Here is a 21,473-nt window from a genome sequence, read left to right as displayed (position 1 = left end):
ATGTTGTGATTGAGTCTGACACAAAACAAGAGGCGAACAAGAATGGCTATGACTGTCCACTGTGACATCGTTAGCGCAGAAGAAGAAATTTTTTCCGGCTTAGTGGAAATGGTAGTTGCTGCAGGTTCTGAGGGAGACGTAGGTATTGCTTACGGTCATGCACCCCTATTAACTGCATTGAAGCCAGGCCCCGTTCGTGTGATTAAGCAAGGCGGCGAAGAAGAGATTTTCTATCTTTCAGGTGGCTACCTTGAAGTACAGCCTTCTGTCGTAATTGTCTTGGCAGACACCGCATTGCGTGCCGATGACTTAGATGAAGCCAAAGTGCTTGAAGCACAAAAAGCGGCGGAATCTCAATTGGCGAATCAGTCCGGTGAATTGGACTACTCTGTAGCGGCTTCTCAATTAGCGGAAGCGGCTGCACAGTTACGTACCTTGCAAGCGATTAAGCGTAAGGCAGGCCGATAAATAACCCATCGGTTGATACATTTCGATTTAACGAATGTTAAAAAAGGCGGCTCATTGATGGCCGCCTTTTTTATTTCTAGCTCTTTATAACTCAAGGAAAACAGTTAGCGATGATTGATATAGTGATCTTAGCAGCCGGTAAAGGCACTCGAATGCGCTCGAACCTTCCTAAAGTTCTGCAATCTCTTGCGGGCAAACCTATGCTGGGCCATGTGTTGGATCAGGCAGTCGGACTGGCCAATGCACGGATACACGTCATCGTTGGGCATGGTGGAGAGTCGGTTCAATCTTACTGTGAAGCTTATTCTTTAGAGTCTGGAAGCTCGACCCCAAAGATTCAATGCATTTATCAACAAGAGCAGTTGGGCACCGGTCATGCGGTTCAGCAATCGTTGCCGTTTTTGGAGAGTGGTGGAAAAACCTTAATTTTGTACGGCGATGTGCCGCTTACCAGCGCAGCCCTACTTCAGCGATTGGTTAACCTTGTGGATAACAACAGCCTTGGTTTACTCACAGTCGAATTAAACGACCCGACAGGGTATGGACGAATTATTCGTGATGAGCATGGCGCGGTGGCTCGAATTGTCGAACAAAAAGATGCCAACGAAAAGCAATTAAAAGTTAAAGAAGTGAATACCGGCATTATTGCGGCCAACACGGACGATTTACTGGCATGGTTACCCACCTTATCCAATGACAATGCACAAGGTGAGTTGTATTTAACCGATATTATTGAAATCGCCGTCGGTGCCGGGCGTGTGATCGCCACAGAACAGCCGGAAACTGAAATGGAAGTTATGGGTGTGAATAACCGTGCTCAACAAGCTCAGTTGGAACGTTTTGTTCAGCAGCAAAGAACACAAAACTTGATGGAGCAAGGAGTGTGTATCGCTGATCCGACACGAGTGGATATTCGCGGTGAAGTCCATTGTGGACAAGATGTGTTTATTGATATCAATGCGGTTTTTATTGGCAATGTCGAGTTGGGGAAAAACGTCTGTATTGAGCCTAACTGTGTGGTGATAAATACAAAAATTGGGGATAACGTTACCATCAAAGCAAATTCCCATATTGAGGATGCCATTATTCATGGCGAGAATGAAATTGGCCCCTTTGCGCGAATTCGGCCCGGAACAGAATTGGAATCAGGCGCGAAGATCGGAAACTTTGTTGAAACCAAGAAATCCAAAATTGGTGAAGGCTCAAAGGTGAATCACTTGAGCTATATCGGTGACAGCGAAGTGGGTAGCGGCGTTAATATTGGAGCGGGCACCATTACCTGTAATTACGATGGGGCGAATAAATTTAAAACCATCATCGAAGACGGCGCCTTTATTGGTTCAAATTCGGCCTTAGTGGCGCCAGTCACTATTGGGAAAGAGGCGACCGTCGGTGCTGGCTCAACGATTACTCGTGATGTGCCTGAACAACAGCTTTCGGTAACACGGGCAAAGCAACGAGATTTCAAAGACTGGGTACGCCCTACGAAAAAATCGTAATACCTCATCTTAAGTAAATGAGAAAAAAGAATCATTAGATCGAATTACAGGACTGATTATGTGTGGAATTGTGGGTGTAGCAGCGCAAAGAAATATTTTGCCTATTTTGATCGAAGGTCTAAAGCGGTTGGAGTACCGTGGTTACGATTCCGCAGGCGTGGCATTACTTCAAAATATCGACAACGGAAATGAGCCCACAAAACTCGCGATTCAAAAAGCGGTGGGCAAAGTGGTTGGCTTGGTGGATAAAACCATTGAAAACCCCATTTCTGGATTGACCGGCATTTCACACACCCGCTGGGCCACACACGGTAAACCTACCGAACTGAATGCACACCCTCATCGCTCTGGCCCCATTGCGCTAGTCCATAATGGAATTATTGAAAACCACAGTGCGCTTCGAGATGCTTTAAAAAAGAAAGGCTATGAGTTTCTCAGTGAAACCGATTCCGAAGTAATGGTCCATACCATTGCAGATTTTTGCTCACAAGGGCATGACTTAAAGTCAGCGGTTCAAGAAGCATTAGCGACGTTTAAAGGCGCGTATGCCATCGGTGTTGTTTCCGAAAATGAACCCCATCGTGTGATTGGTGCTCGTCAAGGCAGTCCTTTGGTAATGGGTATTGGTATTGATGAAAATTACATTGCCTCAGATCCACTTGCTTTGCGACAAGTAACGGATCGTTTTATTTACCTTCAAGAAAATGAATTGGTGGAAATTACTCCCACGAGTTACCACATCTACGATTCCAATGGTGAAGAGATACAACGGGACGTAGTGCAATTAACCGAAGTGCAAGAAAATCTCGATAAAGGCGAACATCGCCATTACATGATCAAAGAAATCTTTGAACAACCCAGTGTGATTCAAAATACTTTGCATGGTCGCATCAGCGAAGATCGTATTTTAGAAGAATCCTTTGGGGCTGAGGCACGGGATATTTTTGATAAAGTTGAGCAAATTAAAATTATTGCCTGTGGAACCAGTTTTCATGCTGCCACAGTAGCGAAATATTGGTTCGAAGAGTGGGCCGGAATCACGTGTACCGTAGAAATTGCCAGTGAATACCGATATCGAAAAGTGACCACTGCGCCAAACACGCTGTTTGTTACTATTTCCCAATCGGGTGAAACGGCGGATACGCTTGCGGCCTTAAGCAAGGCAAAAAAGTTAAATTATCTGGCATCGTTAGCAGTGTGTAATGTACCAAATAGCTCATTGGTGCGTGAGTCTGATATTGCCTTTATGACCCATGCTGGCACCGAAATCGGTGTCGCCTCTACCAAAGCCTTTACTACACAGCTGGTGGCACTTCAGTTATTGGTGATTGCCATTGGTCGACGTTATGAAATTACGGAAGAACGTGAAGCCAAGCTTGTGAAGCAATTACACAGCTTACCTAGGCTATGCGAACAACTGTTAGCGCTCAATAACGATATTTTAGAGATGAGCCACGCGTTTACGGAAAAACACCATACGTTATTTTTAGGCCGTGGGGTTCACTACCCTATTGCTTTAGAAGGGGCGTTAAAGCTGAAAGAAATTTCGTATATTCATGCAGAAGCGTATCCTGCTGGCGAATTAAAACATGGGCCACTTGCGTTAATTGATAGCGATATGCCGGTTGTTGCAGTAGCGCCAAATAACGAGTTGTTAGAGAAATTAAAATCGAATTTAGAAGAAGTACAGGCACGTGGGGGGAAACTGTTTGTCTTTGCCGATAAAGACGCCGGTTTTAAAGACGATGGCCAAACGACCGTGCTGAATATTCCTCATTGTGAAGAGTCGATCTCGCCTATTATTTATACCCTGCCCTTACAATTATTGTCCTATCATGTGGCGGTGAATAAAGGAACGGATGTGGATCAGCCTCGAAATTTAGCGAAATCTGTGACAGTTGAATAGCTAGGTAATAAATAAAAGGCTTCAAAAGAAGCCTTTTATTTATTAAAGAAAGAGATTCAATTGGTGCTAGAAAAGCAACTCTTCCGTAATACCATCGTAAGTGACAAAAAAGCGGCTGCAGCCTTCGAAATCAATAAAAATGGTGGTGCCGTCTTCGTAGGTGATGTCCCCATTCCCATGCCCGATATTACCGTTGGTGCAGAATTCTAAATTTCGAAAATTAACATCCAATATTTCGCCACGAGGACTGGTCAGCAACCCGATGGTTGAACGTGCTGTAGCAGGGGTGAGTTCGGTTCTTACCACTTCGAAATCGAAGTTACGGCTTCTTACCGAAGTGAAATACGTATCCACACAAGAGGTGTAACTATCGATGCCATAGCCATAGGTACAATCGCTCACTTGATCGATAAAACCAAAGGCGGGGGCAAAGAAGGGTTCCATTTCATAATGAAGCGCCAACTCTGTTTCGACGAATTCTGTATTGGGTTCAAAGGCATCCAATTTAATATCGTATTGACCATCCATCACCACTTGATTGCTGTCGAGGTATTGGCAAAAGTCGTCAAAATCGGCATCGATATCAATCGCAACAGGGTATTGATTAACATCGTCGCTGGTGTACAACTCATCCACAATGGCATCTCCGCCACACGCGCCGAAATGTTCGGTGGTAATGAAATCTGTAACGGACTTTTCAGCCGTTTTCTCGTTGTTATTCTTTTCGTTGTTATTGTTTTTCTTGTTTCTATTGAGCAGCTGTTTTTGTGCTCGAGACAAATCGCTCGATGTCTTTAATGGTGTTTTTTGTGTTGTTGAAGTAGAAGTTAATAATGGCGTGGTATTTTTTAATACAGAAGTGGTGAATAAATCTGGGTCATCGTAGGCGGTGCTGTCGAGAAGTGGTTGTAACTCTTGAAAAGCAATGGCCATTTTTACGGTATCGATACCCGCAACAGCGGTATCAATTAAACGGTTACTTAAGGTAGGTACGACAACCACACCGTCGTCATCATGATGATGATCGGAAGAACTGCCACAACCAATTAATGCTGTGCTGAAAACGATTAAGGGGATCAGTGTTGGTTTCATGTATTGCTCCCTGAACGGTGTTTTTTATCTTGGGAGCATTGTGCAAAAATCGTTATTTACACCACATGAATTCCGAATTAACCCCAGATGAATACTGGGGTAGAGGTAGAAAAGAAAACGGTTAGGCTTTGTTTAAGGTTGCTTGATAAAGCTCGCGCAACGCTTGGCTATTCACCGTGGTGCAGACTTGTTGTGTCGGCTGATCGTACCAGTCATCTTGTGGATAACGTCTCTCATCTTGCTTAAGCACCGTTTGGCCTATGGTGATTCCATCGCAGGAGACGCGAAGTTTGCCTTTTGCGACCGTAAATAAACTGGGGTCAATGAGATAGGCGATGGCGGAAGAGTCGTGAACGTAAATGCCGTCTAACCCTGCCGAGGTTTGATGGAAGTCGGCGTAAAAGCGAGACACCGAATGAATAAAGTCCCCATAACGAGGCGAGGTGTCTTTTAGCTCAGCTAGATACGCATTACTCATAATGGTTTCTTGAGTGACATCAAGGCCCACCATGGTGATTGGCCAAGGCGCAGTGAGAACGATGTCTGCCGCATGAGGGTCACCAATCATATTGGCTTCCGCAACGGGGGTGATATTACCTCTATGGCCGTTGTATCCAAATGCCCCGCCCATGATCACCACTTCTTTTGTCAGAGAGGCAATGCTAGGGTCTGCTTGTAACGCGAGGGCCAGATTGGTTAAGGGGCCAATCGCCACCAGCGTGATTTCATTCGGCTGTGCTTTAATGGTATCGATGATGTATTGATAGGCGGGACGGGCATCCACGTCTTGTGGGAAAGTATCGGGAATGTCTACGTCGCCAAGGCCATTTTCTCCGTGTACAAACGTAATGGGTTCGCCTGGTGGAATCGAAAGCGGTTTATCTGCACCTTTCGCAACGGTTGCGGGTAATTGAAAAGCGTGTTTGAGATACAGGGCATTGCGCGTTGTTGTTTCAATGGAAGCGTTCCCGTGTACTGTGGTGATGCCCACCACCTCAAGGTCTGTACTGGCCTCAGCGAACAGCAGTGCCATTGCATCATCAACACCGGGGTCTGTATCAAAAATGATCTTTTTTGTCATTGCGTAACCACCTATTAACGCATCATCGTATTTTTTCGTCATTGAGTTTCATGCAGATTATAGCGCAACCGATGTGCGGTAAATCATCGAATATCATACGAGTAATGCTGGACTCTAAAAAAAATCCGAATACCCTCTGCGAAATACGAAAAAATAAGCCATACCGGTTGGATACCTATGACCAGTATTCAATAACGAATAACCGATAACCACAGAAAGTGAACAAGGTATTTAAAGATGAAGCGAATTGACGTAGTACTGACGGAAAAAGGAGAAGCCAATTCCCGTGTTCATGCTCAAAAATTGATTACCCGTGGTTGTGTGGAAGTTTATCTTGATGGCACTTGGCAGAGAATCAAAAAACCTTCCTTAAAAGTGGATGATACCGTTTCAATACGGGTGCAATCGTTAGAAGAAGATCAATACGTTTCTCGTGGGGGGGTGAAACTAGCGTTGGCGTTGCAGCATTTAAGTGATCAATATCAGTTCAGTTTACAAGATAAAACGGTGTTAGACGTGGGGCAGTCCACAGGCGGATTTACCGATTGTGCTTTGCAGGCTGGTGCCAAAAGCGTGGTGGGTGTGGATGTAGGAAAAGACCAATTAGCGCCATCACTGAAAAATGACGAGCGTGTATTGTGTTTTGAAGGTGTCAATGCACGACGATTGTCCGATGAAAAATTAGAACAATACACTCCGCAGGAACAGGGCTTTGATGCTGTGGTAATGGATGTGTCTTTTATTTCACAAACATTGATCGTTCCAGAATTACCAGAAGTGATGAAGCCCGGTGCGTATTTGATCAGTTTGGTAAAGCCTCAGTTTGAAGTCGGTAAAGACGGTATTGGCAAAGGAGGAATTGTACGCTCCCCCGAACTCTACCCAATGGTGAAAGAAAAAATCGAGCAGGCGTGTTTAAGCGCAGGGTTAAAAGTACAAATGTATTTCGAAAGCCCCATCCAAGGGGGAGACGGTAACCGTGAATTTTTATTGATTGCACGTTTTACCGACTGATTGAGTATATCGGCTGATTTTAATCGGAGGAACGCAGGGGCTGCAGGCTTTGTTTGATGTTAAACAGGTGGTCATTTAGCGCATCCCCTCGTCGTTGAGCGACACCAACGGCCAATACATCAATGACCATAAGATGGGTAATTCGCGAGACTAATGGGGTGTACACTTCGATGTCTTCTTCTACATCCACATCCACACTAATGGTGGCGCTTTGCGATAACGGTGATGATGAAGGGGAAATGCTAATCACCGTTGCCCCACTCTTTTTGGCTACTTCTACTGACTCCAGCAAAGCTGTACTGCGACCGCTTTGTGAAATGGCGACAACCACATCCCCAGATTTCATACTTCGGGCTGACATATGTTGAATGTGGTGATCGCTGTAGGCAGCACTTAATATTTGTAAGCGAAAAAACTTATGATGGGCATCGGCGGCGACAATACCAGAGGCGCCAAACCCAAAAAACTCAACGCGTTCAGCTGCGCTGATGGCGTTGATGGCACGTTCTAAAGCGGTTGAATTCAACATGTCACGAACGTTCACCAGTGCGTCTACGGTGGAGTCGAACATTTTTACAATGTAATCAGACACCGTGTCTTCATTGGTAACAGGCACCTGCCCAAAACTCGGTGCTGACGCGAGCTGCTGAACTAGATTCAATTTGAAATCCTGAAACCCGTTGTACCCTACCGCTCGACAAAAACGCACTACGGTGGGTTCACTCACGTCGGCGGCATTGGCCAAATCAACAATCCGCATTTGTACAACGGCATTGGGTTCATTAAGCACAAAATCGGCGACTTTTCGTTCAGATTTACGTAATCGATCCTGAGCATGGATAATTACTTGAGTGACAGCTGCCTGTTTCACGTTGTATTCCGTATGGCCATGGTGCGGGAAAGTGACAAGTATAACAGATAGCTTCTAGCGACTAGAACTGATGAAAGGTAAACAACCTAACCCATTGTTTTTGATGGTGTATTGTAGTTATTTTTAATGCCGCCACTCAGGGTTAATTGAACCCTCTTGGCTTGTTTCTAATCAACACTGTGATGAATGGGACATTGTTTGAAGTAATAAGGTCGTCATCCTTTCTAATGAATCTTTTACGTTGTGAAGAAAATTAACGTTATAAATAAATGAATTTTTTAAACTATTTTGTTCCTAATCATCATTCACTTTTCAATAGATTAATTAGCAGCGGCTTCAACCAAGTAATAACCGCTACCTCGTTTGCTTCGAATGACAGGTTTATCGCAAGCATCATGCGCCAGCTTAGCGCGAAGGTTACTAATGTGGGTATCTAAAGCTCGATCAAAGGGGGTGAGTTTTCTCCCCAAAGCTTGTTCGGTCAGCAATTCACGGCTAATAACGTTACCTTGCGCGAGAATAAGCGATTTCAGAATAGTGTATTCCGCACCGGTCAGCTCTAACAGCGTATTACGATAGGTAATACTGTGGTGATGAGCATCAAGAGAAAATTTCCCAAAAGCAGAATTTTGGTTGATGAGAATATCGGGTGCAGTACGCTTTAATATGGCTTTAATACGAAGCAGCAACTCTCTTGAATTAAAAGGCTTTGCTATATAGTCGTCGGCCCCGTATTCCAGCCCGTGTATCCGATCGCTTTCCTCTCCTTTTGCAGTTAACACAATAACAGGTGTTTGATCAGTACGACGAAGTTCCTGCAAAAAAGAATAGCCATCCATGTCTGAAATCATAAGGTCAATAATAATCAAATGGTAAGGCTTGATTTTGCATACCTCTAAGGCGGGCTTTGCATAGTGAAAAGATTCTACGAAATAGCCTTCGTTATTGAGCAGTTGTGATAATCCATCACACAGCGTGACGTCGTCATCGATCAATAAAATGCGATGCGAATGAAATTCCATGATTTTCACCTTACTATTCTACCTATCATCAAGTGGTTCTTATTAAAATGAAATGCCAAAAAAATGGGTATAGCGATAATAATCCCGTTTTTATGAATGACAAATTCATTCTCAGTGCCAACCAAAACCATAAAATAAAAAAGAAAACTTAAGAAAGCATTCATGTTCTATTCATAAATACAATAGAGTTTAAATTTCTTTTTACATTTTTATTAAATGGGTAATAGCACTCACTATTTTATCGAGAGTGTAAAAAATTAACTGCTAACTCAGTCTTATTTGTGGTTCGCATTTTTATTGTGATCAAGGCACGACGTTGGTGCGTCAATCATTATTTAAAGAATCACTATGAGTCGTGTTTGAAACAGAAAAGTTTTCTTAATGATGGCTACCGATGATTAGCAATCTGGGCGATTTGTACTTTCTTAAAATTTGTACTTTCTGAAAAAAAGAGAAAAATTAATAAAAAGTATCCTTTTTAAAGTACAAAAACAGGCTAGAAAATAAGAGACCAGAAAAGGAAAAAGATCATCAAAAAAGAGTGGGCACTCAAGTATTGTCTTTATTTGATATCATAAAGAATAGCCGGTCATTTTATGTATTGGGCAAATATTGGAAAATCATCTTGTTTTACCTCTTTGGGTGAGTAAAAAACAACCAATATGTCAATTTGTGTTTTACGGAGAATTGGTTGTTTCCAGAGGCTATTCTATGTACATTTGTTCAGTAATTAAGGAGGAGAAAGCCATACGACAGGACGTCCATTCACTTTATACACAGGTAGCGAATCGTCTTTATGGATGTCTCTGTATTGTTAGATCAACTGAACGAGGCTCAATGCCAAGCCGTGAGTGGCGAAGCGGGTCATCAACTTATTCTTGCAGGAGCCGGATCGGGAAAGACACGGGTGCTGGTACACCGTATCGCTTGGTTGATTCGGGCAGAACAGGTATCCCCCTACTCTATTATGGCGGTGACTTTTACCAATAAGGCAGCACGTGAAATGCGTCACAGAATTGATCAGCTTCTGGGCGTTAACCCCATGGGAATGTGGGTAGGAACCTTTCATGGCTTGGCGCATCGCCTGTTAAAAACCCATTGGCAAGAAGCCAATTTACCGCAGAATTTTCAAATTCTGGACTCTGATGATCAACTGAGAATGATCAAGCGGGTGTATCAGACGTTAGGAATCGACGATAAACGCTGGCCACCAAGACAAGCGGCTTGGTTTATCAATGCTCAGAAAGACGAAGGCTTACGGGCACAGTACATCCCCCCGACCCATGACCCTTATCAAACCACCATGGTGGCGATTTATAAGGAATATGAAGCAGCCTGTGAACGAGCCGGTGTTGTCGACTTTGGTGAGTTATTGTTGCGCTCTCATGAACTGTGGCTCAACAACGAACCGCTTTTGCAGCATTATCGGCAACGGTTTCCGTTTATCTTGGTGGATGAATTCCAAGATACCAATACCATTCAATACGCTTGGTTACGGGTATTGGCCGGTAATGACTCTGCGGTGACGGCAGTGGGCGATGATGATCAGTCCATCTATGGTTGGCGTGGCGCGAAAATTGAGAATATTCAACAGTTTTGTAACGATTTCCCCAATGCTGAAACCATTCGTTTGGAACAAAATTATCGTTCCACAAGAACCATATTGAATGCGGCCAATGGGGTTATCGAAAACAACGATGGGCGGTTAGGAAAAACGCTTCGTACTGATGGAGAAGATGGCGAGCCTATTTCACTCTATGCCGGATTTAACGATCAAGACGAAGCGCGTTTTATCGTCGATCACATTGAGCGGTGGGTAAAACAAGGCAGGCGCAAAGATTCCGTCGCCATTTTATATCGCTCCAACGCACAATCCCGAGTACTGGAAGAAGCATTATTACGAGAATCCATTCCCTATCGCATTTACGGTGGTCAACGCTTCTATGATCGACTGGAAATTAAAAATGCGCTGGCCTATTTACGTTTGGTGCTTAATCGCAACGATGACACCGCGTTTGAGCGAGTAGTCAATGTGCCCACTCGGGGTATTGGGGCAAAGTCGGTAGACAATGTTCGCCAGATTGCCCGTGAACATGGTTTTTCATTATGGCAGGCGAGCCAATACGTTATTGAACATAAATTATCGTCTCCCCGAGCGAGTACGGCATTAAAAGGATTTTTAGAGATCATTAACCACCTAGATACGGAAGTTGCTGAGACACCTTTACATGATTTTGTCGATAAAGTGGTGAAAAACTCTGGGCTATTGGATTACCACCAAAATGAGAAAGGCGAAAAAGGCCAAACTCGTGTCGAAAACTTACATGAATTAATCTCGGCTTGTCGCGCATTTACACCGGAAGACGATAATGGCAATGGCCTAGCCGAGTTTTTAGCATCCGCTGCTTTGGATGCGGGTGAAGAGCAAGCGGATGAATTTGAAGACGCAGTGCAATTAATGACATTGCATTCAGCAAAAGGGTTAGAATTTCCCCTGGTATTTTTAGCGGGCATGGAGGAAAATTTATTTCCTCATCGAATGTCTCTAGAAGACCCTTCCGGTATTGAAGAAGAGCGTCGTCTTGCTTACGTGGGAATTACACGAGCCATGGAAAAACTGTTTTTGACCTATGCTGAAACTCGACGTATGCACGGCAAAGAAACTTATAATCAAGTGTCTCGGTTTGTAAAAGAAATCCCTGATGAATGTTTGCAAGAAGTACGGATTAAATCCTCTATTACACGTCCCACAAGCTTTAATAAAAATCGATTTGCCAATACGGTGAATACCCCAGACCAAGTACGTGCTCGATTCGGTCAAAAACAAACCAGTAGTCAGAGTGGGCAAAATATTGGTTTAGGGCAGCGGGTTTTACATCCCATTTTTGGTGAAGGGATTGTTACTCATATTGAGGGCAGTGGCAGCAACCCCAGTGTGCACATCAATTTTGAAGAAAAGGGTGAAAAAATATTAAAGTTGAACTTTGCGAAATTGGAAATTATCAATGAATGAACATTAAAGCAGGGTTCTATATTTATTGATCTTTTTTCATAAATTTCCTCTTGATTACGCTCTATTCAATCAAGAGGAAATTTTAATATAAATATGTATTTAGTAGATTTGTCAGAGCTTTTTTGGTAAATGGTATTATGCCTTATTATTCTTTTAAAACTATCAGTGATACAGGTTATACATTTATCTAATCCAGAATGAGTAATCTAGACGACCTAAGCTCTTCGAAAGATTTGCAATAGCGATTGCTTGGCCGACGCTTGTTAGCCTCACCTCCCCACTTTTATTGTCGTCTTTATCAAACTCTGCAAGTAGCCTCTTTGTTGATGGACTGGACTGAGCAACATCAGACTTGAATTTTTCTTTACCCATATGTCCTAGGTTTTAAAGAAAAATTGACGTTAAATAAAACATAAAGCTGCGCATAGTCTAACTTTTGCTTTCTTCAAACTCAGTACAATTTCGTTCTTGTTTTGTTTAGTTGCCTTAATTGATAAAACATTGTGTAGGCTAGGATTTCAGTGTCATAAAGGGTAAGAGTACTATGAGTAAAACTTGTCAGGATAAGTGTGTCGGTCAGATTATTGCCGCCACGATTACGTTAAATGGTATGCCGAGTAATGTTGAAGATCAAAAAACAATACAACAGGCCTTACCAAAAGCTATTGAAAAAGCACAAAAAGTAGCCAAGGAAGAGGTGGCTCGAAAACAGAACGACGGTACGCAGGCTTCCCCAAATGATGCACAAAAAGAGAGGCAGCTTGAGGAAAAATTAGACACCGCCAGTTCAGAAGAACGTGCTGAGATTATCGACAATGGTGTAATGTGCGCGGTAAGTTGCTGTTGTAACCATAACCCAGCTAAGGGAGTTGGAGATCAAAACCTAAAACAGCAATGTGTCGATGGTGTTTTGAAAGAAGCGGACAAAGCAATGAGCTACAAAAGCCGCTATAAGTCTGAAATCTGGTGGAATATGAACAAAGATACCACTGGTATACCCACACCGTTCATGCATCGAGATTGTAACGGCTTGGATACCACTGAGCCATCTCACTTTCCAGTGGGGCGGATAAAGGAAATAGAGAATTTTACACCTGGGCAAGGGCATTTACGTCGCACAGATATTGTCATGGTTTCGGATTCTAACCTGCCGCCAGGGGAAGGGAACATTGATAAAGTGATTGAAATGAAGTTCGGAAATGATTTGAGAGACAAGATGCAAGACAAAGCCTATGTTCAAATTGCAGAAGATGAAGATAACTATCAAGTCTACCGGCTAGGCGGCAAACCACAGGATAAAGATGAATTCCAGTGCAACTGTAAACACCTTATGTTGCCTGTGTAATGACCGAATAGGAAAAATGACTATGACACCTTATGATTTAAGTCGACAGCCTCTGATAAATTTTAATGATGGCGACCCCGCTGCCGTGCTAGGGCTTTCCATGGCATTCTATTTTGGTTCGCCAGGTAAAAGAGAGCGGCGTTTGACGCTAATAGAAGCAATTCGACAATACTGCCAGCAATCAAAAAGTTACCTTATCCAATACGCAGTAGATGGGGATAAGCAATATCGTAAGCTAACAGCAGATCAACAACCAGATTTGTCACTGCTAACCCCGACAGTAGATGAAATGCCAGATTTTCAATTTGATGCTGGTAGTGCCCCACAAGGTATTGCATCAGCTTGGTCTGTATCTGCTTTGGCAGAAAGAGTAATGCGACCCAATTATCTAGGCTATTTATTATTGACCTACCCATTGTCAATATTGGATCAAATGGGCCATGAGGGATTTATTCGTCAGTTTTCAGCACTTAGCAATGATTTAGAGGTTGAACATGCCTATGCCGGGCTCAGTGCAATTTACCCTTTTGATGTGGGAAGCATGAAAGCGGCGAGACGTATTTCAGGGAACATGCTAACAAGCTTTCCTGGTTTAGAAGCATACAATCTCAACACCACAGCATTAGGCTTTGAAGATGGCATTAAATCCATAAACTTCCTAACGGCTGTATCCCATCGATTACTCGAAAAAACAGGCGGTGCTCAAGCGATTTTACAGGATCTTGATCCTAGTGTTTGGCACTGCGACTACAGTAACGGCATTATCTTTCAAGCCGGTGAGAAACCTGAGCTTGGCTCATTGAATCACCCTCCCGCTGCTTATGTTGCATTGGGAAAAGCATTAAAAGGTGTTCGTGCAGACTTCAATAAAACCATGTTTTACGATCCAGAAGGCAAAGACCATAAAACGTTCAGCCGGAGGTGGTTAAGTCGATTTGATGGTGAGGGTTAAGAGAGCTTTATTTTATCGAATCTGGGCAATGCAGGCAGAGTAAGGAACACTTACAAGTTTGTTGGCCCGCTTATGCGGGCATGTTTTGGTAATAGGGTTGTTTTTCAAATTCTTTTTTACAAATAGTTATTGATACCCCAATTCAATGGTACCACTGACCGTACCAATATCTACTGATGCACTGCCCTCACCCATGGTGAGGTCTAACCAACGGCTGGGGCCATACTTGGCTTTTTCGGGTTGGTCATCCGTTAGATTATTGCGAATTCTCCCACCGGCAAATCCTTCCACATGAATTTCGGCGGATACGGGCTTGGCGAGGTTTAAATCAATATTGCCGCTCACGGTATTCATAGAGACGTCGGCTTTTTTGGATAAATCCGTATTCACAATGATATCGCCATTTACCGCATTGAGCCGTAATTCATCAATGGTTTTGAGAGTGGTGATTTCCACATATCCGTTAACCGTATCCAGTTGTACTTTTGGTGTATCGATACTCACTTCGACATTGCCATTCACGGTACTTAACGATAACTCAGAGGCTTTGGATTTTGATAATTCAAGATTACCGTTAACCGCAGCCATTGCGATATCACCCTCAGATTTTTGCAGTTGCACATTACCATTCACGGTATTCAGTTGAATAGATTTAGACAGGTCTTGTGCGTCAATAGAGCCATTGGTAATTTCCAGTTTGGCGCCACCATGAATATTTTTTACCGTTACATCTGCATAAGTTGATTCATATAAAATTTCGCTGTTTTTGGGAACAAAAATTTCTAAACGATCGCCGTCTTCTTTAGGGGCATTTTGCCACTTTCCTTGTTTACGGCTATCGATGTCTAATACAATTTTTCCACCGCGACGCTCAAAAATAAATTCTTCGGTTAAATCACTGAGCTCACCGGTGACTTTCACTTTGTCTTTATCCCAGCCTTTAATATCCGCGAACCCAAAATCATGTTCAATGTGGACACGGCCATCGGTTTTCGCCTCTAGGGTTTTATCGATTTTTTCACCGGCAAAGGCAAGAATACTAAAAATCATCGTGCTGGCGGATAATGCAGTACTAAGAATTAAGGTTTTCATTCTATTATCTCCGTTTTTAAAAGGTGTTCGCTTAAGTAGACGTCCATGTAGGCTGATGTACACGCTCAATCAACTCCAGTTGCTGATGGTGCACTTGTTGCAACATGTTTAATAACGTGACGTTATTCGGTTGATCTTGTAGGGCTTTTTCGATGGCCGTAGCCGCTTCTTCAAGATCTTTTAATTGTGTTTGCCAATCGGTTGTTAATGCCGTTTGAGATTGAACATAGGAGAGTAGCTGTCGCTTATATTCCGTATGCTGTTGGCGTAGCGTGGCAGCCACATCAGCCGCTGTCATAAAGCCTTGCTGGCGTGGTGTATGAAGGGATTTGTTATCGGTTTTATTCTGTATATCATTTTCCAAAACCGTGTTTTCTACCAATTTTTTATCGGTAGCCTTGTCAGTGGTTGGACTTTGGATAAATACCCACCCTGCCATCATTACCGCAAAGCATGAGGCGGCGATACTGCCGGCTAACCAAGGCTTTAAAGCAGAAAGGGCATGATGATTCCTTTTTTCTTCCGTCAAGGCAAAGGCAATGCCGGGCCATAAATCTCGTTCAGGTTGAATTCCCTCTTGGTCTTTTTGATTTAATGCTTGGATTTGTTGTTCCAAAGTCTGGCTTGTATGTTGTGTGTTATCCTTCATGGCTCATCCACTCCTCAAGCATTTTTTTTGCTCGGTGAAATTGTGCTTTACTGGTGCCGATAGCAATGTTGAGTAAATCGGCCACTTCTTCGTGTCGGTACCCTTCTAGTGCATGCAAGACAAAAACGAGTCGAGCGCGCTCCGGTAATTTTTGTATGTATTTCTCTAACGGTATTTCTTCCACACTGCGGGGGGCGTGCTGTTTGTGAACGTCTGTATCGTCGATATTAAAGATGCGTTTTAGCCACCCTTTTTGTTTTCTCAAATACGAAATCGCAATGTTAGAGGTAACCCGGTGAAGCCACGTTGAGAATTGGCTTTGACCTTCGAAATTGCCGATTTTTTGCCACAATTGAATAAAGACTTCTTGAGTGGCATCTTCGGCAAGGGATTTTTCCCCGGTCAGCCGTAGGCACAATCGGTACACCTGCCCTACATAATCTCGATAAAGACTTTCATAAGCACTGATGCTGCCCAGCTGTATTTGACGTACACGGTGTAAATCATCGTCTCGAGTTGGGCGTGGTGTTTTGATTGGTTGCACGACGTTTGAATCCACAGTGGTCTTTAAATCCATATTAGAGTGTTCCAAACTTTTGCTCCCAGTGCATACATTGGTCATGGTTATCATTGTGAAAACGTCGTTGTCGCTAAAAGCCGCGTGTCATACAAGCAATGTCATAAAGACAATGCCATAAAGGCAAATCATAAAGGCAATGTCAGTGGCTATTGAGTGCTTGCTCTGTGTTCGTGATGAGTTAGTCGATGGGAATTGGCGAAAGGTTTACACGTTGGAAAATTTTTCATTATTTTTTGAATCACTTTGATTCGTTGTTGTGGTTGTGCCCTCTTACGGAGGGTTGCACAATAACTGTTCTTCTATAATAAAAACAGGAAAGAGACAGACTCCTCTATGACAGATTCTCAGCGTACTTTACCCGCCATTATTTTAGTGTTGATTGCTGCTTTGGTATTGGTTTTTGGCCTTTATGTATTTGAAGTAGCTCAAAAAAGCAGTTCGGCACTTGCTATTGCGGAACCTTCTTCCAGTGAATTACTTTCTCAACCTCTGTATGAATGGACCATGGTCACTACTTGGCCGAAAAACTTTCCCGGACTGGGTACGGCTCCGGAAACTTTCGCTAAAAATGTCCGTGAAATGAGTAATGGACGCCTGAAAATTAAAGTCCATGGTGCAGGAGAAATTGTACCGGCGTTGGGGGTGTTTGATGCTGTGTCTTCCGGCAGTGTCGAACTTGGCCACGGGGCTGCTTATTATTGGAAAGGAAAAATTCCTGCTGCCCCGTTTTTTACGGCGGTGCCCTTTGGAATGAATGTGCAGGAAATTAATGGCTGGCTACATCATGGTGAAGGCTTAGCTTTGTGGCGAGAAGTGTATGAGCCGTTTAATTTAATTCCTTTTCCGGCGGGGAATACGGGAGTGCAAATGGGGGGGTGGTTTAACCGTGAAATTAATTCGGTCGAGGACTTACGCGGGTTAAAAATGCGGATACCGGGCCTTGGCGGTGAGGTGCTTAACCGTGCCGGTGGTACGGCGGTCACGATCCCTGGTGGTGAGTTGTATACCGCCCTACAAACCGGGGTGATCGATGCTACCGAATGGGTCGGCCCCTACAATGATTTGGCTATTGGTTTTCATCAAGTAGCAAAGTATTACTATTATCCCGGCTGGCACGAACCTGGTGCGACGTTGGAATTAATCGTGAATAAAGCGGCGTTTGCCTCTTTGCCCACTGATTTGCAGGCCATTGTGGAAGTGGCGGCTCGGGCGGCCAATCAAGATATGTTAGACGAATACACAGCACGTAATAATGCGGCGTTGGAAGAATTTGTTCAGGTACACGGTGTGGATTTACGACCCTTTCCAGAAGATGTGATTGTGACGCTACGAGAGATCAGTAACCAAGTCTACGAAGAAATGGCCGCTAACGACCCAGTATTTGAGCGGGTATACCGTTCCTTTGCTGCTTTTTTGAATCAGTCCAGTCAATATCACCGTATTTCAGAACAAGCGTACTACGAGTCACGTTTTAAAACGCTTCCTAAGGCATCGCCTGAAAAAACTCAATGAGGTTGCTCTGCTATGGATAATAAATCGGCGTCATCAATAAACCCAACAGGTGAGTTATGTTGTGTGAATGTCGTGGTCAGTGGACGTGTGCAAGGGGTGTGGTTTCGGGCTTTTACACAGGAATGTGCACATCATGCCGGGCTGACAGGTTATGCACATAATTTGCCGGATGGGCGGGTGGATATCGTCTTGTGTGGAGAACTGATTGCGATTGAACAAGTGGTGGAAAAACTTCGTGTTGGGCCGCCGCTTGCCTCTGTGGATTCTCTGGCTCAAACCCTTTTGCCGTTTAAATCTTACGATGGATTTACCAAGGGCTAGCGCCGTCTATCCAGACCTTATCCCCGAGCTATTCCCGTTTTTATCAAGTGCTTACAAACTCATGACAACCTGTTAGGAAAATGTGATGACACCTGCCATTAATGAGGCAAAGCGGAAAAAGATTCACCATGTTATACACGACTACGAACATGATACCAACGCGCAATCCTATGGCGAGGAAGCTGTGGAAAAATTGGGAGTTTCCTCTGATCAGGTGTTTAAAACATTGGTGGTTTCGTTGTCTGGAGCGTCATCAAAATTAGCGGTGGCTGTTGTGCCTGTGAGTGCTCACTTAAATTTAAAGCTTATGGCCAAAGCTTGTGGGGCGAAAAAAACCACCATGGCAGACCCTAGGGAGGTTGAGCGTGCTACTGGGTATGTTCTCGGAGGTGTCAGCCCTTTAGGGCAGAAAAAGCGATTACCGACGGTGGTGGATAAGTCAGCCCAACAGTACACAACGATGTACGTGAGTGCGGGGCGGCGAGGTCTAGAGATAGAGTTATCCCCAAGTGACTTGCAGCAAATAACACAGGGGATTTTCGCGCCAATTGTCGATTAGTTTGCGATTAAAGTGATGGTTAATCTGAAGTGGAATTGTCTGAGTCAGAAGGTTTGATTTTTTGCCGTTTTTTCCCGCGTTTATGATGCTTAATGCCGAATTGTTCTAAATGCACATTTAACGCTTGCAGAGAGATATGAACTTCCCGAATGGATAGCCAAAGAGATAAGCACAGTAGAAGCAGGCTGACAAAGAAGAGCCCGCTGCCCAATTGCAAAGAGTCTTGGTACAGGGCAATCATCGACAGCACGCAAAAGAGAAAGCTTGCCCCACCCGCTTCTTGCATGTAACGGATCAGCCTTACTCGGTGTTGAAGGTTGTCGATTTGTTTGAGTACACCGTCTTCTTTTTTACTGGGGTCGAGATTGCGGATGACACTAGAGAGTGCCAAAAAACGATTCGTGTAAGCCAGCAGTAATAAAGAGACCGCTGGGAACAACATTGCGGGTGTGGTTAGCGTTAACTCCATAATTCAAAGCAGTAACAACAAAATAAGCGATAAATTTAACGACAAACTACGTTATCCACAGTTGATTGGGCGGGTACGTCCATTACTGTCGATAGCAACGTAAACAAATTCACCTTCGGTTATTTTTGCCATGGCACCAGTGGCAATCTCTTTTTGCCATACTTCCACAAGGGTGGTGATGGATGAACGCCCGGTTTCCAAGGTTTCCACGTAACAGCTTACCTGCGCTCCAACAGGCACAGGTCTTAGAAATGCCATGCTGCCAACGGCCACTGTGGTGACACGGCCCTTGGCCACTTCTTGAGCGATGATGGCGCCAGCAATGTCCATCTGGGAAAGTAACCAACCGGCAAAAATATCCCCATTGGGGTTGGTGTCAACCGGCATGGAAAGGGTTTGCAGAGCCAAGGTTCCGGTTGGCTGAGGATCATCGTCCATATCATTATAAGAGGGGCTCATAGTCTTCCTAAGTTGTTTGTCTTACGACGTTGTCGTCAACGGTGTAGCGACATTTGTTGTTATACAGTTTTTGTTACGTAGTGTTTGTTACGTAGTTGTTGTTATCTAGTTGCTATGTTGTTGGATAAACGATGGCATAGATTGTTATCTATATGTCGTTATTATCCTAGTCTGTGATTGTGACGTTCAGGGCACAGGATTCAGTTGGCTTGGCAACCATGTCGCCAGAGAAGGCCAGAGTGCCAAAGCTCCAATAAGCAGCAATTGGAGCACAATAAAAGGGGCAACGCCACGATAAATCTCTTGGGTTTTGATCTCATTTGGCGCGACACCTCTCAAATAAAAAAGAGCAAAGCCAAAGGGTGGCGTTAAAAATGAGGTTTGTAAATTTAAGGCGATCATTATGCCAAGCCAAATGGGGTCGACCCCCATCATTAACAGAACCGGCGCCACCAGTGGTACTACCACAAAGGTGATTTCGATAAAGTCCAATATAAATCCCAGCAGAAAAATAACGACCATGACCAGCAGTGTTGCCATCAACACACCGCCTGGCAGCTGATCAAAGAAATGATGAATCAGTTCTTCCCCGCCGAAACCTCGAAAGACCAATGAAAAAAGAGATGCTCCCACTAAAATGGTGAACACCATAACGGTGATTTTCATACTGGATTGTGAAATCTCGCTTAAGCGCTTTAGGTTTAATTGGCCTCGGCTGAGGGCCAGCAAACACGCTCCTAGAGCACCAACACCGGCAGCTTCGGTGGGTGTGGCGGCCCCTCGAATGATCGAGCCTAATACCAATGCAATCAATAATACTGGTGGCACCAGACTTTTAACGAGTGTGGGCCAATCGATGGGGGCCAGATTATTGGCCGGTGGAACCCATTTGGGGCGGATGATCGCAATGCCCATCATGTAGACCAAGTACATCGCCACTAATAACAAGCCAGGTACAATGGCGCCGATAAACATATCCCCTACAGAGACTGGGGTTGGATTAAAAATCCCGAGGCTTATTTGCGCTTGTTGGTTAGCCGAAGACAAAATATCCCCCAATAACACCAGCGCTATGGACGGAGGAATAATTTGCCCTAACGTGCCTGTGGCACAGATGGTGCCGGTGGCAATAGAGGGGTGATAGCCTTGTTTGAGCATGGTGGGCAGAGACATTAGCCCCATGGTGACGACGGTTGCGCCCACGATGCCGGTGCTGGCGGCCAGTAACATGCCCACTAAAATTACTGACACCCCGAGCCCACCTGGCAATGGTCCGCAGAGTCTGGCCATGTTTTGCAGAAGATCTTCTGCAATGCGTGATTTCTCCAATACCACGCCCATAAAAATAAAGAGCGGAACGGCAATCATGGTGCCGTTGGTCATGGTGCCATAGAGCCGATCAGGCAACGCTTTCAGCAAATTGGGATCAAATACGCCAGTGATAATCCCAAAGCAAGCGAAGATAAGTGCTGTGCCAGCAAGGCTGAATGCCACTGGGTATCCCAATAGAAGCACACCGCAAGCGCAGACAAACAGCAAAATAGGAATGAGCTCAACGAACACGTTAGG

At 44.2% G+C, this 21,473-nt stretch carries 20 protein-coding genes; 10 read left to right on the top strand and 10 right to left on the bottom strand.

Going from position 1 to position 21,473, the window contains the following annotated elements:
* Nucleotides 1–42: 42 nt before the first annotated feature.
* From LU351_RS13385 to glmS, 3 genes are all read left to right on the top strand, one after another.
* Nucleotides 43–468 (top strand): F0F1 ATP synthase subunit epsilon, encoded by a 426-nt coding sequence (locus tag LU351_RS13385; protein WP_232594591.1) that lies wholly within the window; start codon nucleotides 43–45, stop codon nucleotides 466–468.
* Nucleotides 469–578: 110 nt separating this feature from the next.
* The gene (glmU, locus tag LU351_RS13380; protein ID WP_232594590.1) at nucleotides 579–1,967 is read left to right on the top strand and encodes a bifunctional UDP-N-acetylglucosamine diphosphorylase/glucosamine-1-phosphate N-acetyltransferase GlmU; all 1,389 of its coding nucleotides are present in this window, start codon (nucleotides 579–581) and stop codon (nucleotides 1,965–1,967) included.
* 58 nt (nucleotides 1,968–2,025) lie between these two features.
* Complete coding sequence (gene glmS / locus LU351_RS13375; RefSeq protein ID WP_232594589.1) at nucleotides 2,026–3,873, top strand: glutamine--fructose-6-phosphate transaminase (isomerizing); 1,848 nt, start codon at nucleotides 2,026–2,028, stop codon at nucleotides 3,871–3,873.
* A gap of 66 nt (nucleotides 3,874–3,939) precedes the next feature.
* On the opposite strand, the gene LU351_RS13370 is transcribed toward glmS, so the two are convergent.
* Nucleotides 3,940–4,965 (bottom strand): hypothetical protein, encoded by a 1,026-nt coding sequence (locus LU351_RS13370; RefSeq protein WP_232594588.1) that lies wholly within the window; start codon nucleotides 4,963–4,965, stop codon nucleotides 3,940–3,942.
* Between the two features lie 121 nt (nucleotides 4,966–5,086).
* Nucleotides 5,087–6,046, bottom strand: a complete 960-nt coding sequence (locus LU351_RS13365; protein WP_232594587.1) for a nucleoside hydrolase — start codon at nucleotides 6,044–6,046, stop codon at nucleotides 5,087–5,089.
* A gap of 237 nt (nucleotides 6,047–6,283) precedes the next feature.
* Between LU351_RS13365 and LU351_RS13360 the strand changes: the two genes are divergently transcribed.
* Nucleotides 6,284–7,060: a TlyA family RNA methyltransferase gene (locus LU351_RS13360; protein WP_232594586.1), complete on the top strand. Its 777-nt coding sequence runs from the start codon at nucleotides 6,284–6,286 to the stop codon at nucleotides 7,058–7,060.
* Nucleotides 7,061–7,079: 19 nt separating this feature from the next.
* Here LU351_RS13360 and LU351_RS13355 read toward each other — a convergent pair whose 3' ends face one another.
* On the bottom strand, nucleotides 7,080–7,931 hold the full coding sequence (locus LU351_RS13355) for an SIS domain-containing protein (RefSeq protein ID WP_232594585.1): 852 nt from the start codon (nucleotides 7,929–7,931) through the stop codon (nucleotides 7,080–7,082).
* Between the two features lie 320 nt (nucleotides 7,932–8,251).
* Nucleotides 8,252–8,953 carry a response regulator transcription factor gene (locus tag LU351_RS13350; protein WP_232594584.1) on the bottom strand — a complete coding sequence of 234 codons (702 nt, stop codon included), beginning with the start codon at nucleotides 8,951–8,953 and terminating at the stop codon, nucleotides 8,252–8,254.
* 796 nt (nucleotides 8,954–9,749) lie between these two features.
* Between LU351_RS13350 and uvrD the strand changes: the two genes are divergently transcribed.
* From uvrD to LU351_RS13335, 3 genes are all read left to right on the top strand, one after another.
* The gene (gene uvrD, locus LU351_RS13345; RefSeq protein ID WP_232594583.1) at nucleotides 9,750–11,966 is read left to right on the top strand and encodes a DNA helicase II; all 2,217 of its coding nucleotides are present in this window, start codon (nucleotides 9,750–9,752) and stop codon (nucleotides 11,964–11,966) included.
* A 544-nt stretch (nucleotides 11,967–12,510) separates the two neighbouring features.
* Nucleotides 12,511–13,311: a hypothetical protein gene (locus tag LU351_RS13340; protein WP_232594582.1), complete on the top strand. Its 801-nt coding sequence runs from the start codon at nucleotides 12,511–12,513 to the stop codon at nucleotides 13,309–13,311.
* A 22-nt stretch (nucleotides 13,312–13,333) separates the two neighbouring features.
* On the top strand, nucleotides 13,334–14,263 hold the full coding sequence (locus tag LU351_RS13335) for a type VI immunity family protein (protein ID WP_232594581.1): 930 nt from the start codon (nucleotides 13,334–13,336) through the stop codon (nucleotides 14,261–14,263).
* Nucleotides 14,264–14,389: 126 nt separating this feature from the next.
* Here the strand turns inward: LU351_RS13335 and LU351_RS13330 are convergent, their stop codons facing one another.
* From LU351_RS13330 to LU351_RS13320, 3 genes are read right to left on the bottom strand one after another with little or no spacing between them, the layout of a single operon-like run.
* Nucleotides 14,390–15,355 carry a DUF4097 family beta strand repeat-containing protein gene (locus LU351_RS13330; protein WP_232594580.1) on the bottom strand — a complete coding sequence of 322 codons (966 nt, stop codon included), beginning with the start codon at nucleotides 15,353–15,355 and terminating at the stop codon, nucleotides 14,390–14,392.
* A 31-nt stretch (nucleotides 15,356–15,386) separates the two neighbouring features.
* Nucleotides 15,387–16,004, bottom strand: a complete 618-nt coding sequence (locus tag LU351_RS13325; RefSeq protein ID WP_232594579.1) for a hypothetical protein — start codon at nucleotides 16,002–16,004, stop codon at nucleotides 15,387–15,389.
* A complete protein-coding gene (locus tag LU351_RS13320) occupies nucleotides 15,994–16,596 on the bottom strand; it encodes an RNA polymerase sigma factor (protein ID WP_232594578.1) in 603 nt (200 codons plus the stop codon). Before LU351_RS13320 ends, LU351_RS13325 begins: the two co-directional genes overlap by 11 nt.
* A 321-nt stretch (nucleotides 16,597–16,917) precedes the next feature.
* On the opposite strand from LU351_RS13320, the gene LU351_RS13315 reads away from it, so the two are divergent.
* The 3 genes from LU351_RS13315 to ybaK all read left to right on the top strand — a co-directional run bounded on the left by LU351_RS13315 (nucleotide 16,918) and on the right by ybaK (nucleotide 18,976).
* Nucleotides 16,918–18,096, top strand: coding sequence for a TRAP transporter substrate-binding protein (locus LU351_RS13315; RefSeq protein ID WP_232594577.1), 1,179 nt, complete (start codon nucleotides 16,918–16,920; stop codon nucleotides 18,094–18,096).
* Between the two features lie 12 nt (nucleotides 18,097–18,108).
* A complete protein-coding gene (locus LU351_RS13310; RefSeq protein WP_232594576.1) occupies nucleotides 18,109–18,417 on the top strand; it encodes an acylphosphatase in 309 nt (102 codons plus the stop codon).
* 85 nt (nucleotides 18,418–18,502) lie between these two features.
* Nucleotides 18,503–18,976 (top strand): Cys-tRNA(Pro) deacylase, encoded by a 474-nt coding sequence (gene ybaK, locus LU351_RS13305; protein WP_232594575.1) that lies wholly within the window; start codon nucleotides 18,503–18,505, stop codon nucleotides 18,974–18,976.
* A gap of 19 nt (nucleotides 18,977–18,995) precedes the next feature.
* Here the strand turns inward: ybaK and LU351_RS13300 are convergent, their stop codons facing one another.
* The 3 genes from LU351_RS13300 to LU351_RS13290 all read right to left on the bottom strand — a co-directional run bounded on the left by LU351_RS13300 (nucleotide 18,996) and on the right by LU351_RS13290 (nucleotide 21,467).
* Entirely contained in the window at nucleotides 18,996–19,445 is a 450-nt protein-coding gene (locus LU351_RS13300; protein WP_232594574.1) for a DUF2721 domain-containing protein, read from the bottom strand.
* 51 nt (nucleotides 19,446–19,496) lie between these two features.
* Nucleotides 19,497–19,904, bottom strand: coding sequence for an acyl-CoA thioesterase (locus tag LU351_RS13295; RefSeq protein ID WP_232594573.1), 408 nt, complete (start codon nucleotides 19,902–19,904; stop codon nucleotides 19,497–19,499).
* Between the two features lie 186 nt (nucleotides 19,905–20,090).
* Entirely contained in the window at nucleotides 20,091–21,467 is a 1,377-nt protein-coding gene (locus tag LU351_RS13290) for a TRAP transporter large permease (protein WP_232594572.1), read from the bottom strand.
* Nucleotides 21,468–21,473 lie beyond the last annotated feature (6 nt).

The organism is Marinibactrum halimedae, assembly GCF_021234875.1.
GTDB classification, from domain to species: domain Bacteria; phylum Pseudomonadota; class Gammaproteobacteria; order Pseudomonadales; family Cellvibrionaceae; genus Marinibactrum; species Marinibactrum halimedae.
This window is presented reverse-complemented; position numbering and strand designations above follow the sequence as displayed.

Coding starts and splice junctions, on each gene's coding strand:
- LU351_RS13385 (WP_232594591.1), top strand. CDS start 43: ATGGCTATGACTGTCCACTGTGACATCGTTAGCGCAGAAGAAGAAATT.
- glmU (WP_232594590.1), top strand. CDS start 579: ATGATTGATATAGTGATCTTAGCAGCCGGTAAAGGCACTCGAATGCGC.
- glmS (WP_232594589.1), top strand. CDS start 2,026: ATGTGTGGAATTGTGGGTGTAGCAGCGCAAAGAAATATTTTGCCTATT.
- LU351_RS13370 (WP_232594588.1), bottom strand. CDS start 4,965: ATGAAACCAACACTGATCCCCTTAATCGTTTTCAGCACAGCATTAATT.
- LU351_RS13365 (WP_232594587.1), bottom strand. CDS start 6,046: ATGACAAAAAAGATCATTTTTGATACAGACCCCGGTGTTGATGATGCA.
- LU351_RS13360 (WP_232594586.1), top strand. CDS start 6,284: ATGAAGCGAATTGACGTAGTACTGACGGAAAAAGGAGAAGCCAATTCC.
- LU351_RS13350 (WP_232594584.1), bottom strand. CDS start 8,953: ATGGAATTTCATTCGCATCGCATTTTATTGATCGATGACGACGTCACG.
- uvrD (WP_232594583.1), top strand. CDS start 9,750: ATGGATGTCTCTGTATTGTTAGATCAACTGAACGAGGCTCAATGCCAA.
- LU351_RS13340 (WP_232594582.1), top strand. CDS start 12,511: ATGAGTAAAACTTGTCAGGATAAGTGTGTCGGTCAGATTATTGCCGCC.
- LU351_RS13335 (WP_232594581.1), top strand. CDS start 13,334: ATGACACCTTATGATTTAAGTCGACAGCCTCTGATAAATTTTAATGAT.
- LU351_RS13330 (WP_232594580.1), bottom strand. CDS start 15,355: ATGAAAACCTTAATTCTTAGTACTGCATTATCCGCCAGCACGATGATT.
- LU351_RS13325 (WP_232594579.1), bottom strand. CDS start 16,004: ATGAAGGATAACACACAACATACAAGCCAGACTTTGGAACAACAAATC.
- LU351_RS13315 (WP_232594577.1), top strand. CDS start 16,918: ATGACAGATTCTCAGCGTACTTTACCCGCCATTATTTTAGTGTTGATT.
- LU351_RS13310 (WP_232594576.1), top strand. CDS start 18,109: ATGGATAATAAATCGGCGTCATCAATAAACCCAACAGGTGAGTTATGT.
- ybaK (WP_232594575.1), top strand. CDS start 18,503: ATGACACCTGCCATTAATGAGGCAAAGCGGAAAAAGATTCACCATGTT.
- LU351_RS13300 (WP_232594574.1), bottom strand. CDS start 19,445: ATGGAGTTAACGCTAACCACACCCGCAATGTTGTTCCCAGCGGTCTCT.
- LU351_RS13295 (WP_232594573.1), bottom strand. CDS start 19,904: ATGAGCCCCTCTTATAATGATATGGACGATGATCCTCAGCCAACCGGA.